Origin of the sequence: Bacillus sp. es.034 (genome assembly GCF_002563655.1) — a bacterium.
In the GTDB taxonomy this organism is placed as follows: domain Bacteria; phylum Bacillota; class Bacilli; order Bacillales; family Bacillaceae_B; genus Rossellomorea.
The window spans coordinates 3676564-3691737 of record NZ_PDIY01000001.1 but is presented as its reverse complement, the minus strand read 5'-3'; the positions used below and the strand labels follow the sequence as shown (position 1 = coordinate 3691737).

11 protein-coding genes are annotated in these 15174 nt (G+C 42.8%); 9 read left to right on the top strand and 2 right to left on the bottom strand.

From position 1 onward, the window contains the following. Positions 1 to 82: 82 nt before the first annotated feature. The 4 genes from ATG71_RS18790 (at position 83) to ATG71_RS18775 (ending at position 4310) form a co-directional block, all read left to right on the top strand. Entirely contained in the window at positions 83 to 328 is a 246-nt protein-coding gene (locus ATG71_RS18790; RefSeq protein WP_179886580.1) for a hypothetical protein, read from the top strand. Between the two features lie 57 nt (positions 329 to 385). Next, positions 386 to 1441, top strand: a complete 1056-nt coding sequence (locus ATG71_RS18785) for a M42 family metallopeptidase (protein WP_098440979.1) — start codon at positions 386 to 388, stop codon at positions 1439 to 1441. Positions 1442 to 1628: 187 nt separating this feature from the next. Next, on the top strand, positions 1629 to 3104 hold the full coding sequence (locus ATG71_RS18780) for a UDP-N-acetylmuramoyl-L-alanyl-D-glutamate--2,6-diaminopimelate ligase (RefSeq protein ID WP_098440978.1): 1476 nt from the start codon (positions 1629 to 1631) through the stop codon (positions 3102 to 3104). 123 nt (positions 3105 to 3227) lie between these two features. Further along, positions 3228 to 4310, top strand: a complete 1083-nt coding sequence (locus ATG71_RS18775) for a GGDEF domain-containing protein (protein WP_179886579.1) — start codon at positions 3228 to 3230, stop codon at positions 4308 to 4310. A gap of 28 nt (positions 4311 to 4338) precedes the next feature. Here ATG71_RS18775 and ATG71_RS18770 read toward each other — a convergent pair whose 3' ends face one another. Beyond that, positions 4339 to 5556: a NupC/NupG family nucleoside CNT transporter gene (locus ATG71_RS18770; RefSeq protein WP_098440976.1), complete on the bottom strand. Its 1218-nt coding sequence runs from the start codon at positions 5554 to 5556 to the stop codon at positions 4339 to 4341. Positions 5557 to 5727: 171 nt separating this feature from the next. On the opposite strand from ATG71_RS18770, the gene ATG71_RS18765 reads away from it, so the two are divergent. The 4 genes from ATG71_RS18765 (at position 5728) to nhaC (ending at position 10835) form a co-directional block, all read left to right on the top strand. Further along, positions 5728 to 5961, top strand: coding sequence for a YueH family protein (locus ATG71_RS18765; RefSeq protein WP_098440975.1), 234 nt, complete (start codon positions 5728 to 5730; stop codon positions 5959 to 5961). A gap of 130 nt (positions 5962 to 6091) precedes the next feature. Then, positions 6092 to 7660 (top strand): peptide chain release factor 3, encoded by a 1569-nt coding sequence (locus ATG71_RS18760; protein WP_098440974.1) that lies wholly within the window; start codon positions 6092 to 6094, stop codon positions 7658 to 7660. Between the two features lie 223 nt (positions 7661 to 7883). Then, positions 7884 to 8912: an EAL domain-containing protein gene (locus ATG71_RS18755; RefSeq protein WP_098440973.1), complete on the top strand. Its 1029-nt coding sequence runs from the start codon at positions 7884 to 7886 to the stop codon at positions 8910 to 8912. A gap of 513 nt (positions 8913 to 9425) precedes the next feature. Beyond that, the gene (gene nhaC / locus ATG71_RS18750; RefSeq protein WP_098440972.1) at positions 9426 to 10835 is read left to right on the top strand and encodes a Na+/H+ antiporter NhaC; all 1410 of its coding nucleotides are present in this window, start codon (positions 9426 to 9428) and stop codon (positions 10833 to 10835) included. Between the two features lie 62 nt (positions 10836 to 10897). Here the strand turns inward: nhaC and ATG71_RS18745 are convergent, their stop codons facing one another. Next, entirely contained in the window at positions 10898 to 11770 is an 873-nt protein-coding gene (locus ATG71_RS18745) for a hypothetical protein (protein ID WP_098440971.1), read from the bottom strand. 194 nt (positions 11771 to 11964) lie between these two features. On the opposite strand from ATG71_RS18745, the gene ATG71_RS18740 reads away from it, so the two are divergent. After that, positions 11965 to 15054: an efflux RND transporter permease subunit gene (locus tag ATG71_RS18740; protein ID WP_098440970.1), complete on the top strand. Its 3090-nt coding sequence runs from the start codon at positions 11965 to 11967 to the stop codon at positions 15052 to 15054. The last annotated feature ends 120 nt before the right edge of the window (positions 15055 to 15174 follow it).

The window sequence follows — 15174 nt, the reverse complement described above, 5'->3', positions numbered from 1 at the left end:
AGAAAGGGAGGTTGATTAAACTTTTTTCCAAATCCTTTCATAGTATTCCCGTTCTTTTCATAGGCATGTACAAAAAGGGGCGGTGGGAAAATTGTTTAATGGGTGTTTGTATTGCGGTCATTGCAGCTTGACGGAAAACGAATTATATATGAATGAAGGGTATGGAGAATCAAGATGGAACGTCACTGGACAGAGAGTGGAAGGGGATATGGTCATGTACAGTTGTGATCAATGTGGGTTCCTTCACCCATTCATTAAGAAGAAACGAAAGAAGTTCGAAAGGGAAGGCATGAAGAAATCCAGGGGCATTCGGTGGAATATTCGGTAAACAGCATTTGTAGTCCTGTTGCAGATGACGGTATAATATGGGAAGGGAGGGAGTCAAATGAATACATATCCAGATACGAAGAAAACCATTCAATTAATAAAGGAACTGGTGGAAATTCCAAGTCCTTCAGGAAACACGGATACGATCATGAATTTTGTGGAGGAATATTTCACGGATTTACAGGTGGAAATGAAAAGGAATCGAAAGGGTGCACTCATCATCACCCTGCCTGGTGAAGATACATCGAGGCATCGAATGCTGACGGCACATGTCGATGCATTGGGTGCCATGGTCAAGGAAATCAAGAGTGATGGGCGTTTACGGTTGTCCATGATTGGTGGATTCAGATGGAATGCGGTGGAAGGGGAGTACTGCAGGATTGAAACAGCTACAGGTAAAACCTACAGTGGAACGATCCTCATGCATCAAACCTCTGTCCATGTCTACAAAAATGCAGGTGAAGCGAAACGCGACGAAACGAATATAGAAGTTCGGATCGATGAAAAAGTAAGCAATGCCGCAGATGTAAAAGAGCTGGGAATAGAAGTGGGGGATTTCGTATCATTTGATCCCCGTGCTGAAATCACGGAAAGCGGGTTCATAAAATCCCGTCACCTGGATGATAAAGCGAGTGTAGGCATGCTTATGCAGTTAATACGCCACATTCAATCGGAAGGAATCACGCTTCCTTATACGACCCATTTCCTGATTTCAAATAATGAAGAAATTGGTTATGGCGGAAATTCAAATATTCCTGACGAGACGATTGAATATCTTGCAGTCGATATGGGTGCGATCGGTGACGGTCAATCCACGGATGAGTTCACCGTATCGATTTGTGCGAAGGATTCAAGCGGACCATATCACTATGGACTGAGAAAACATTTAGTCTCATTGGCTGAAGAGAATGGGATTGAATATAAAGTGGATATTTATCCCTACTATGGATCGGATGCCTCCGCTGCCATACGGGCAGGGTTTGATATTGTCCATGGATTGATAGGGGCAGGGATCGATGCGTCTCATGCATACGAACGCACACATGAATCTTCCCTTCTTCATACGGAAAATCTGCTTTGGCATTATGTTCAATCCAAGATGGTCATTGAATGAACAAGCAGTCTTCCATCATCTTATTACCGGGTGATGGAAGACTTTTTTTGTTTCACGCAAATGTAAACGGGGTATGGTGACATTTGTGTGAGAAAAATTTGTTTTGATTTTAGGAGGTATTTCTCTTATCAAAGCTAAGATGATAAGATAAAATAAAAACATAATTAACTTAAAATGAGGTAAAAGAATGATTACATATAATCTGTTAGAGAGCATTAAATTAAAAACGGTATACGGTGAATTGCCTTCCGAAATAACGGATATTCACGTCGATTCCAGGAAAGTGACAGAAGGCACCATGTTTGTATGTACGAGAGGGTACACAGTGGATGGGCATGATTTCGCTGCAATGGCCGTTGAAAAAGGTGCGACCTTAATCGTGGCTGAAAAGCAGCTTGATATTGATTTAAGTAAAGCGGCATTAGTCGTAGTAAAAGATACTTTCAAAGCCCTGGCTCAATTATCGAATAAATATTATGATTATCCTTCTCAGAAACTTACCGTTTTCGGTGTGACGGGCACAAACGGAAAGACCACGGTCAGTAATCTGATCCATTCCATTTTTAAACGGTCCGGTCAGAGTTCTGCTTTATCCGGGACGATCGGGTTTAACCTGAATGGTGAATTACTGCCTAGTGAAAATACGACATGTGATAATTTAACGAATCAACAGATGATGCAAAGTGCATTGGACCGGAAGATTGAAAACTTCACCCTGGAAGTATCCTCTCACGGACTGGCGCTCGGTAGATTATGGGGAATCGATTTTGATGTTGTTGCATTCACAAACTTAAGTCATGATCACTTGGATTATCATGGGACGATGGAGCATTACGGATATGCAAAAGGTCTTTTATTCTCCCAGTTGGGGCAGGATCTTCAAAATCCAAAGTATGTCATCCTGAATGCCGATGATGAATGGTATCACCGTTACAGCTACATGACTCCACATGAAGTCATCAGTTACGGGCTTGACGCTCATGCAGACTTCAAGGCGGTGGATATTGAATACTTCAATGATAGGACGAAGTTCACGTTGAATTCACCCGAAGGAAGCTTTGAGGTCGAAATGAAGCTCTTAGGGAAATTCAATGTCTATAATGTACTGACTGCCATGGCATGTCTGTATGCAAGGGGGATGGACATCACAAGACTCGTGGAAATCATCCGCGACCTGCCTCCGGTTAATGGGCGAATGGAGAAGGTAGACATGAAGGCACCGCTTTCTGTGTACATCGATTATGCCCATACACCTGATGCCATTGAAAATGCCATCCAATCTGTTCTTCCGTTCAAGGAGAATAAAATCATCTTCCTGGTCGGTACAGGTGGAAACCGTGATAAGACAAAACGTCCGACAATGGCAGAAAAAGCATCACTCGCAGACTACGTCATTCTGACTACGGATGACCCAAGGTATGAAGAATATGATAGCATTTTGAACGATCTGGAAAAAGGCATGCAGCATGAGCAATATGCCCTCATCGGGGATCGTGCTGAAGCCGTCAAACATGCCATCGAAGTCAGTGAACCGGGAGATATCATCATCTTCGCGGGAAAAGGCCATGAGGACTATCAAATTATCGAGAATACAAAATATCCCCACAGCGATAAAGAGATTGCTGCGGAAGAAAGCCAGCTCAAATACGGCATATCTGAATAATATCGATTGTGGAACAGACCAATACGACAAATGTTGGTCTGTTTTTTTGTGGATGAGGATAGACGAAATTCACAATCTTTGGTAAATTTAAAGTACACATTAAAAGATGAGAGAATGAAGCGTATGAAGTTTTCGTTATATTTAAATGACTATGAAACAGAAAAATTGTTTTCCACTTTGAGATGGCTGTTTGTCCTGATCGCCACGCTCATCTTTTACATACCTCCATTTTCAGAAAATATTTCAACGAACAAAACGGTCTTTCCTTATTTATTGGTATCAGGAATCATTTATATGCTGGTGACTCAAATTGCATTGATACGGGCGAGGGAGGACAATCAGAGTCTTCAATTCATACTGAAGGCGGGGATCGTCTTTGATTTTCTGGCATTGATTTGGCTGATGGTCTTATCACAGGGGATACATAGTCCCCTTTATCCCATATCCATTCTTTTCGTGATGCACGCAACAATTTACTGGAGGACGAAGGGTGCACTCGTCTCCCTGTCTGTTTTCAGTGTAGCCTATGCTGTGATGGGCTTTATGACAGTCGACATCTTTCAATTTCAGCATTATTTCACTTTGACGTCCAACTTGTTCTTTCTCTGGATCATCGGTTTATTTGGAGCATTGATCATGTTAAGAGAGCGTGCTCAATATGTCCAGAAAGAAGCCTACCATAACCTAGCCCATAAGGACTATTTATCAGGACTGTTTAATCATCGTTCGTTTCAGGAAAGATTCAGAAGCAAATTGGAAGAGAAGGAATCCTTTTTGCTATTACTGGGAGATATAGATGATTTCAAAAAGGTGAATGATGAGTACGGTCATTTGACAGGGGATGATGTCATTCGGAAAACGGGGGAAGTCTTCCGTTTACATGCCGAAGCATACAATGGGCAGGCCTTCAGGTATGGAGGAGAAGAGTTTGTCTTTATCTTACCCCATATGGAGGAGCGTAACATTCAACGGTTTCTTCAGGAACTATACGGACAGTTGAAAGATTTGGATCCCATAGCCATTTCCATGAGCTTCGGTCAGTCTCAATCAACCGAATCCCTGGAACCTGAAAGGCTGATCGCACTTGCCGATGAACGATTGTATCAAGCGAAGAAAGCGGGCAAAAAAAGAATCTGCCTAGCAAATGGTGCACTGTTCATGCCGGGACATCCTACATCATATAAAGAAAAAGAAGCCATCCGCTAGTGGATGGCTTCTTTGATGAAACGGTGAATTAAATGAACATCCCGGCAATGGCAGCACTCAATAATGAAGCAAGTGCACCTGCAGCGACTGCTCTTAATCCTAAACGGGCAATATCACCCCTGCGATTTGGTGCGAGGTTTCCGAGTCCTCCCAGTAATATTCCCAGGGAAGAAAGATTCGCAAATCCACAAAGAGCGAATGAAATGATTGCTACTGTTTTATCAGATAGGTTTCCGATTTCCGGAGCAAAAGCTGAATACGCTACAAATTCATTAATGACTAGCTTCTGCCCGATGAAGTTTCCTGCTGTAACGGCTTCATGCCATGGTACACCGATTGCAAAGGCAAGAGGTGCAAATACATACCCAAGAATAAGCTGAAGTGAAAGGCTGTCAAACCCAAACCACCCGCCTACTAATCCAAGTAAGCCATTGATCATGGCGACAAGAGCGATGAATGCAAGTAGCATAGCTCCAATGTTCAAAGCAAGTTGCAGACCTACACTGGCCCCATTGGCAGCAGCATCGATCACATTGGCTGATTCCGAATCCGCTTCCATTTCAAACGCTTCAGGTTCCGGAGAATCATCCGTTTCAGGCACAAATAACTTGGCCATGACAAGTCCCGCAGGTGCAGCCATGAAGCTTGCAGCAAGTAGGTATTCAAGTGGAACTCCTAAAAGAGAATAACCGACAAGGACAGAACCTGCAACTGATGCCAATCCTCCTGTCATGACGGCGAAAAGTTCTGATTCAGTCATTTTTGCTAAGAAAGGTCTTACCACTAATGGTGCTTCTGTTTGTCCGACAAAAATATTCGCTGCGGCAGACAAAGATTCCGCTTTCCTTGTTCCCAACAGTTTAGACAAACCGCCGCCTAAAATCTTAATGAAAAATTGCATGATTTTAAGATAATAAAGAACCGAGATTAAAGCAGAGAAGAAAATAACGACAGGAAGTACATTGAATGCAAAAATGAACGCTATGTTTGATTCCTCAGTGTAAAGTCCTCCAAAAAGGAAGGTGATCCCCTCGTTGGAATAATTGATGATGGCATTCACCACTTCGGTCAATCCTTTAAGTGCGCCCTGTCCCCAAGAGGTCTTTAACACGATAAAAGCGAAAAATAACTGTATGGCAAGTCCTCCAAGGACTGTTCTGACATTAACCCGCTTTTTGTTCTTAGAAAATGCAAAAGCAATTCCCATAACGACAATGATACCCATGATACCCCATAAATATTGCACTTCTTTCACCTCTTCGATAAGTATGATTGGAACTTGATGCTTTCGGATTTTTATTTTACAATTCTTTCAGACGTCTGACAACCTACAATTGCAAGATTTGTCGAAAGTTGTACGGACAACATCGTCAATAGTATGCGCAAATACAGCGTTTTCATGAAAGGGGATACAATAATGAAGATCAGAAAAAATTTTTTGGAAGGCTTGGAACAAAAAGTATATATTTATGAAAACAAGAAGGAAGAGTTCTTTCTGATTGCTGTACCTGCGATTGAATGGTCGTATTCTTTCTTTTATCAGGATGAAGAAATTCAATCAAAATTGCTCCATTCATTAGTGGAAAGGATCCCACAGGAAACAGCTGAGACGTTAAGTTCACGAATCGTCCAATGGACCAAGGAGATGTAACAAACGATGCACCCTGAACTTATTATTCTTGAAAGCGGTAAACCGTGGCTTCTTGCTCCATTCTTTGTTGCATTGTTACTTTAGAACGAATATGATGAGAAAGTGAGAATGACGAGAAAGGATTTTATGAATGAAAATAGACTTTATACAGGAAGTTCAGTCAAGACGGACTTTCGCCATCATTTCCCACCCGGATGCTGGGAAAACAACCTTAACAGAACAGCTACTATTATTCGGAGGTGCGATTCGCGCCGCTGGAACAGTTAAAGGAAAGAAATCAGGTAAGTTTGCAACATCTGACTGGATGGAAATCGAGAAGCAGAGAGGAATTTCTGTCACTTCTTCTGTCATGGCCTTCGATTATGATGATTACCGGGTGAATATCCTGGATACACCTGGTCACCAGGACTTTTCCGAAGATACCTATAGAACATTGATGGCTGTTGACAGTGCTGTGATGATCATCGATTCAGCGAAAGGGATTGAAGCACAAACCTTGAAACTATTCAAAGTTTGTCGAATGAGAGGCATTCCAATCTTCACCTTCATCAATAAGCTTGATCGCCAAGGGCGTGAACCACTTGAGTTATTGGAAGAGCTTGAAGAAGTATTGGGAATTCAATCTTATCCAATGAACTGGCCGATAGGAATGGGGAAAGAATTCTTAGGAATTTATGACCGCTTCCATAATCGCATCGAGCAATTTCGGGTAGAAGAAGATGATCGCTTTATTCCATTAAATGATGAAGGTGAAATTGAGGGAGAGCACCCTCTTAAAGAAAGCAATCTCTATCATCAGACTCTTGAAGATGTATTGTTGCTGAATGAAGCTGGAAACCAGTTTTCCCGTGAACGCATTGCAAATGGAGAATTATCTCCAGTCTTCTTCGGAAGTGCATTAACGAATTTTGGTGTTCAAACTTTTCTTGAGACATACTTACAGTTTGCGCCATCTCCGCAGCCAAGGAATTCGGATGCTGGAGAGATAGAGCCGACTGCAGAGGATTTCTCCGGGTTTGTATTTAAGATTCAAGCCAATATGAACCCTGCCCACCGGGACCGGATTGCATTTGTCCGCATTTGCTCAGGTCAATTCGAGAGGGGGATGACGGTCAATCTTTCCCGTACAGGAAAGTCCATTAAACTGGCGCAATCCACTCAATTTCTTGCAGATGATCGGAGTACGGTGAATGAAGCGGTCAGTGGGGATATCATCGGTGTTTATGACACGGGTACGTATCAAATCGGTGATACACTTGTCCAGGGAAAGCAGGGCTTTCAGTATGAAAAGCTGCCTCAATTTACGCCTGAACTTTTTGTCCGTGTCACAGCGAAAAACGTGATGAAGCAGAAGCACTTCCAAAAAGGAATCCTTCAGCTCGTTCAAGAAGGAGCCATTCAGTATTATAAAACACGCACGGAAGATATCATTCTTGGAGCGGTTGGTCAACTTCAATTTGAAGTATTTGAGCATAGAATGAAGAATGAATACAACGTTGATGTGAAAATGGAACCGATCGGGTCTAAAATTGCCCGGTGGATTGAAAACGAAGAGGAGGTCAAGGAGACTATGTCAAGCTCCAGGAGCATGCTGGTCAAGGATCGACATGATAATCTTGTCTTCCTTTTTGAAAACGATTTTGCCATGAGATGGTTCAATGATAAAAATCCTGATATCAGGTTATATAGTTTAATGTAAGAACAATTAGCACTTCTCCTGAACCGGGGGAGTGCTTTTATATTTCCTTTTTTGTGAAATACCTGGAACCATTCGCGCTTGGAACTGCATTTTCGAAAAAAATTTCACAATCATTGAGTAATTTTTCCTAAAGTATAGGGATATTACTGGTGTTTTCGGGGTATTTAGTCTTAGTATATAGGTATGGGTATTTATTGATGTTACAGGGGAAGGAAGAGATAGTATGCAATACGCTTGTGCGAACTGCGGAATAGAGATGGAATATCATGAGGCTGGCTTTTTATTTTTACATAACGAAAAAAGATCGGACTTACCGCTGACAGGATCAGTTGATAGGACAGAAGAAGGCATATATGTTTTTCAATATGATCATCTTGATGAGGTTTATGAAAAACTGTCAAAAATAGAAACCGTATTAGTGGAGGGAAAATGGACATGCAGTTTTAATTGTTCAGAGAAGCCCGGTCCCTTTCGTCCTGCAGAAGAATTCCTGAGCTTAATTAAATATAGAGAGATGGTAAAGTTGATTCAAGGGGGGGAATTTACGAGTCACCTCCAGCCTATCATTGATCTTAGCGATTTCAGTCTTTTTGGCTATGAATCTCTCTTACGCTCAAATAGTGGCAGTAAGCGTATCAATCCTGGGGAGTTGTTTGAAGCCGCTTCGCGAACCGGATTTCATTCCATGCTGGATCAGAAGGCGAGGAAATCAGCAATCGAGTCCAGGCGTGACCATGTGGACCCTGGTACGAAGAGTTTTATTAATTTTCTTCCTTCGACAATCTATAATCCTGAATTTTGTTTGCGCCACACCTTCAAGATTGTGAATGAATGCAAAGTGGACCCGAAAGACCTTGTATTCGAAGTGGTAGAAACCGAGAAGATTGAAGATGTAGATCATTTAAGATCGGTTCTTGACGTATATAAGAGAGAAGGGATGAAAGTCGCCCTGGATGACGTAGGTTCAGGTTTTGCCACGGTTGAAATGTTAAGCCTGCTGCAGCCGGACTATGTAAAAATCGATCGATCCTTCATCAACCACTGTGATTCTGATGAGGATAATCAGGAATTTTTACGGAAAGTGGTGAAGATTGCCGGAGAATTGGACATTTTGGTCCTGGCGGAAGGCATTGAGAGAAAAGAAGAATTGCTCTTCTGTAAAGAAATCGGAATCCACTATGCACAAGGCTATTTCATAGGGAAACCACAAGAAGAAGCGATGGAACCTTTTACAGAAACTCTATTCGTTTAATTGTCAAACCCCTCCCCTGCATATTTACGGGAGGGTTTTTTTTGTATGAGGGATCATTCAAAGTCATAAGGAGAATGAAATCGGTTCTTGACAATAGTAATGAACATGATATTATATTACTATAAAATACTTTAGTGCATAAAAGCTTAAAAGCGTTTAAGGGTAAAAGAGTAATGGAACCCCTAAACTAAACCAAATCAATCACATATCATTGTCTTAAACAACGCAGTAGGAAAAAGTGAGACAGCAATCAGAGACTGGATGTCAGCTGGAAGTCCAGGTCCGCTTCTTTCTGAATTACATTGTTTATGAATTCTTTAGGGGGTTTATCAAGAGACAACCTTTATGAAGTGGAAATAACTTATATCATGTAATGACTTTTAGCATGTTATGAGTGGTTTCAATTAGGGTGGTAACGCGGAGAACTCTTCGTCCCTATCAGGGATGGAGGGTTCTTTTTGTCATACAATCCCTTTTCGGTCACATAATAAGTTTACAGAAGGAAGTGTCAACATGTTAAACATTCAGAGCGTTCATAAACCGTCTGTTCCAGAAGCATCCGCAGTCTTACTCGCTGTTCTGGGAATCATCAGTGTCAGCATTATCGGTGTGGGAGCGGTCCCTCATATTCCGATCATCCTTTCCCTCTTCTTTTTGATGGTCTATGGACTGATACGCAAAGTGAAGTTCAAAGAAATTGAAAAAGGGATGATTGCCGGTGCGGAGGGTGGATTAGGTGCCATTCTATTATTTTTCTTTATTGGACTGCTTGTAAGCAGCTGGTTGATTAGTGGGACCATTCCTACGTTGATGTTTTACGGATTTGAATTTGTCACTCCACATTATTTTTATGCGATTGCCTTTTTACTTACATCCTTAAGTGGAGTAGCAATCGGAAGCTCACTGACAACGGCAGCGACCATCGGTGTGGCATTAATCGGAATCGGGGAAGCTATGGGGTTATCCATGGCAATCACGGCCGGTGCCATCGTTTCGGGTGCCTTTTTTGGAGATAAGATGTCTCCTTTATCGGATACAACCAATCTTGCGTCATCCATTGTCAAGGTGGATCTGTTTACCCATATTCGAAATATGGCCTGGACGACTGTACCTGCCTTTATCATAACATTGATTGTATTCGGGGTCCTTTCGCCCGGAACAAGTAAAGGTGACTTGGCACAGCTTGATGCATTGCAGGAAGGTTTGGTGCAGACCGGCCTCATTCACTGGTACAGCTTAATTCCTTTAGTGCTGCTGGTAGTGCTGATTGTATACAGAACACCTGCATTATTCACACTGGCCATCACGATAGCCGTTTCTGTGTTCTTATCTTTCTTCCACGGGACGCTGAAGGTAAATGAATTATTCCAGGTGCTATTCGAAGGTTTCACATCGAAGACAGGGGTCGAATCCGTTGATTCACTGTTGACAAGAGGTGGAGTGAACAGCATGATGTTTACGATTTCCCTTGTCATTCTCTCACTGAGTCTCGGTGGATTACTATTTAAACTGGGGATCATCCCGGCGTTGCTTCAGAAGGTGTCTGCTATCATTCAATCTGAAAGAAGAACGATTCTATCCACTGCATTATCAGCGATTGGTATCAATCTTGTAGTAGGGGAGCAGTACTTATCCATTCTATTAACTGGTGAAGCATTTCAATCTCAATACAAGAAATTGGGTCTTCACCCAAAAACCTTATCACGGACATTGGAAGATGCAGGAACCGTGGTGAATCCTCTTGTTCCATGGAGTGTGTGCGGAATATTCCTCACAGATGTACTAGGTGTTTCGACCATGGACTATCTACCATTTGCGGTCTTTTGCCTGATCTCTCCGGCCATCACCATCCTGTATGGTTTTACGGGGTGGACCATTGAGAAAGAGCATACGGAGAACAACCCTGCTATATCGAATTCATAACTAACAGCCAACAAAAAAGGACTGTCGGTCTGAATGATTCACTCTCTTAGTGTGAGGATGTTTCATTTAGAGGACAGTCCTTTTTGGTGCAATTCAATATATGTATCGAAATACCGCTGGTAATAATGGCTTCCTGCAGATATCATGATTAAATGAAATAGGGGAAGTACGCCGATCATCAAAGGATTCTTGATCAATAATACACCTTCCTGTACCATAAATACCTCAACGGTCAAGAGAAAAAGGATGCTCCATAATGAATATTTCCAATCCCCGTTCCTAAAAAAAATAACCAAGCTATAAAAGTAGGTCGTGAACCAAAAGTATATGGCATTCCCTGCGATCATATCTCTGACAGGATTCGAAAAATGATTCAGGGGGATGATATAGAGCTTTAAAAGGGAAGACAGAATCCAGGCAAACGAAAGGGAGATGGTGGAGAGTGCAAAGAACAAAGTGATGAATTGAACATAGTGATTGTCAGTTTCATTCAGGAATCTCCACCAGATCTTGGCCAATATAACGGAAATGATAAGGAAAAAGGTTGTGTAATATGATTCCCACCAATGGTGTTCGTATAACCTGGTGTGTATGAACCACGTTTCAATAAGGAAGAAGACAACGATGATGACCGCAACCCTCCATGCCGTCAATCGGTACAACACAATATAGGTTATCGCAACCGGAACTGAAAACGCCTGTGAACTAATCGATCCAAGGACGCTGTCATTGTAATTATTCGATAAAATATGGGGATGATACGTATAGCTGTTAAATAATACAAAGATGACATATTCAAATACATAGGCCAAGCCGGAAATGAAAAGCCAAAATAGGATGATCCGACCAGAAATGTGACGATTCTTCATCACGATCAAAGATAATGCGAAAATGCTGAAAAGGCTAAGGAATACAAAGGGAACCCAGTTCGCCATTTAAATGCTCCTTACGTTACAGTATAAAAATAGTGTATACCGATAAGGTGGGATTATTTATTTTATAGAAAATAATTGATATTTAGCATGCTCAGACGCTTTAATATTGAAGGATCTTCCTGAAGAGACTATAGTTAACAGTAACTCCTTCAAACCGTAATGTACGCTATACATAAAGAAAGGGGAGCACTTCATTGAAAATTAGTGATTTTTCCATACGCCGACCGGTGTTCACCATTGTCACCATGCTGCTTATCCTGATTCTGGGAGGGGTCTCGCTCCTCAGGATCCCGTTGAAACTCATTCCGGACCTCAACCCACCTGTGGGTGTCGTGGTGACCAATTACCCTGGAGCGGGCCCTCAGGAGGTGGTGGAGAAGGTAACGAAACCACTTGAAGAAAGCCTCTCCACCTTGCCGGGGATGAAGAACCTTCAATCGACTTCCAGGGAAGGCTCGAACTTTATTCTTCTTGAATTTTCATGGTCGACCTCCATTGATGAGATTGAAAACGATGTCCTGCAACGCCTCGACCAAACTCCACTTCCCGATGGAGCAGAGAATCCAAGATTTCTCAAATTTGATCCAGCCCAGTTCCCGATCATTCAATTTTCTTTACGGGAAGAAGGGGACGAGTCCAACCTAAAGGCACTGTCAGAGAACTTGAAACAGGAACTGACAAGAGTGGAAGGTGTAGCAAATGTAAATGTTTCAGGCTCATTAACGGACGAAGTGGTCATTGAATTGAATCAGCAAGCGTTGAAAGATAATCGTCTAAGTCAAGGCGATGTGGTCAATACAATCCGCGCCAATAATGTGACAGCTCCCGGAGATACGATCCAGACAGATGGACAAACATTGACCACTAGAGTAGTAAGCAAGCTCCAGTCCGTGGATGAATTAAAGGGATTGGTCCTCCAGGTGAATCCTCAAACCGGAAAGAAGCTTAAGCTTTCTGATGTCGCAAAAGTTGAACAGAGAAAACAGGATACAAACACGATCACACGGGCAAACGAAGAATCTGCCATCCTGTTCAGTGTGCTGCAGCAATCAGATGCTAACACCGCCTCCGTATCGAAGGCGTTTCAAAAGGAGCTGGATCGCCTCCTTAAGCAGGATCAATATAAATCAATCAAAGCTGATATCCTGTTCGATCAGGGGGATTACATCGCTCAAGCCATCGGGAATATAGCCAATTCCCTCCTGATAGGTGGAGCGTTCGCCATGCTTGTGCTCTTCTTATTTTTGAAAAATGTGAAGAGTCCCCTAATCATCGGCGTGGCCATTCCTTATTCCGTCATTGTGACATTTGTTCTGATGTTTTTTGCGGATTTCGCATTGAATATCATGACATTGGGAGCCCTGGCTCTTGGAATTGGGATGCTTGTTGATAATGCGATCGTAGTCATTGAGAATATTTATCGCCATTTATCCCTGGGGAAAAATCCAAGGGAAGCTGCAAGTATCGGTGCAAAAGAAGTGGGGGGAGCCATAACCGCTTCCACCTTGACCACTGTAGCGGTATTCCTGCCGGTGGTCTTTATATCCGGTTTACTGGGAGAATTATTCACCGAATTCGCCTTGACCATTTCATTTAGTTTGTTGGCCTCCCTTGTCGTGGCATTGACGGTCATCCCGATGCTCGCAAGCAGACTCTTGAAGAAGCCGAAAGGGAATATCGAAGCAAAGCGGAGACGTTCCAAGAGCAGAAAGACATTCGCCCGTTCGGTAAAATGGGCGCTTCGTCACCGGTTCATCGTATTATTCATCACTCTCATTACATTAGTGGGTGGTGGGCTTGGCCTTACGACGGTAGGAACACAGTTTTTACCACCAACTGATGAAGGGTTTTTCAACATGAGGGTCGAATTGGACAATGGAGCTTCCGTCGATGAGACCAATAAAGTCGTCAAAGCGATTGAAGGCAGGTTGAAAAAAGAAAAAGATGTGGATGTCTTTGTAAGTCTTGTGGGTACAACCCAGGAAGAATCCTTCAGGGGAAGCGGGAAAGGGAATATTGCAGAAGTTTATGTGAAAATGGTGCCTCTCGACGAGCGGGAGAGATCGATTTTCAGCTTTGCGGATGAAGTAAAGCCGGAAGTGGAAAAAGCGGCTCAAAAGGTAAATGAATCTGCTGACGTTTCTTTTAACTTACAGTCCACATCCGGCTCCAGTCCTCAAACCTTGACGTTTAACTTGAGGGATACGGACCAGAATCGACTGAAGGATTCCGTCGATACGTTATTTGGTTCGTTGAGAGAAATGAAGGATGTCACGGAAGTTTCAACAGATCAGATGGAAACTGTGAAAGAAGTCCAAATGAAGGTAAACCGGGAGAAGGCACTTCAACAGGGCTTGGCACCTGCTCAGATTGGGACGCTCGTTCAAGATGTAACCCGGGGGGTCCTGACTACCCAAATGGTCACAGGGTCGTCTGACGTCATAAATGTTCTCGTGCAATATGACAGGAACATCACGGAAAATCTGGATTCTTTAAAGAAACTCCTCATTCCAAATGGACAAGGGAATTATATTCAGTTAAACTCCGTCGTCGACTTTTCAATTGAAGATGGTCCTGTCAGCATCCAGAGAATTGACCAGCAGCATGCCGTTCAATTCACACTCAAGTATTCGTCATCAACCAATCTTGGAGCCATTTCGAAGGCGGTAGATGAGAAAATCGATTCACTGGATCTTCCAAATGAGACATTGGTTTCATTCAGTGGGGACAGAGAGCTCCTTGAGGATTCCATTGACGACATGGCCCTGGCTCTTGGGCTTGCCATCGTGCTTGTCTATATGGTCATGGCTGCGCAATTCGAGTCATTTAAATATCCATTTGTCATCATGTTTACCGTTCCGCTCATGGTAATAGGTGTCGCCATCGCCCTGGCCATTACACAGACCCCTATCAGCATATCGGCGATCATTGGGGTGATTGTACTGGCTGGTATCGTTGTCAATAACGCGATCGTCATCGTGGATTATATCAATCAGCGCAAAGAAGCGGGAACAAACAGCTTTGACAGCATCGTCGAAGCGGTTCAGGACCGGGCAAGACCGATCTTCATGACGGCAATGACGACGATCCTCGGCTTATTACCCCTGGCACTCGGGCTCGGTGAGGGCACCGAAATCAATCAGCCTATGGGTATTGCCGTCATTGGCGGACTGATAAGTTCAACATTATTGACTATTTATATCATACCGATCGTGTACAGTTTCTTTGATAAAGAGACGAGAAGAATGAAGAAAGCAAGAGGAACATACGTATATAAAGAATAGAACACACAACGAGAGCTAACCCGCATGCTAAGAAGTCACCTCCTAAAAGGATGAGGTACCTTAGTCGAAAGGGTAGCTCTTTTTTATCAAAATAATGGTCACAAGCGGGGGAGAAGATTG

Bases quoted from the DNA above. Each gene is read 5' to 3' on its own strand.
- ATG71_RS18785 (WP_098440979.1), top strand. From the start codon at position 386: ATGAATACATATCCAGATACGAAGAAAACCATTCAATTAATAAAGGAA.
- ATG71_RS18780 (WP_098440978.1), top strand. From the start codon at position 1,629: ATGATTACATATAATCTGTTAGAGAGCATTAAATTAAAAACGGTATAC.
- ATG71_RS18775 (WP_179886579.1), top strand. From the start codon at position 3,228: ATGAAGTTTTCGTTATATTTAAATGACTATGAAACAGAAAAATTGTTT.
- ATG71_RS18765 (WP_098440975.1), top strand. From the start codon at position 5,728: ATGAAGATCAGAAAAAATTTTTTGGAAGGCTTGGAACAAAAAGTATAT.
- ATG71_RS18760 (WP_098440974.1), top strand. From the start codon at position 6,092: ATGAAAATAGACTTTATACAGGAAGTTCAGTCAAGACGGACTTTCGCC.
- ATG71_RS18755 (WP_098440973.1), top strand. From the start codon at position 7,884: ATGCAATACGCTTGTGCGAACTGCGGAATAGAGATGGAATATCATGAG.
- nhaC (WP_098440972.1), top strand. From the start codon at position 9,426: ATGTTAAACATTCAGAGCGTTCATAAACCGTCTGTTCCAGAAGCATCC.
- ATG71_RS18745 (WP_098440971.1), bottom strand. From the start codon at position 11,770: ATGGCGAACTGGGTTCCCTTTGTATTCCTTAGCCTTTTCAGCATTTTC.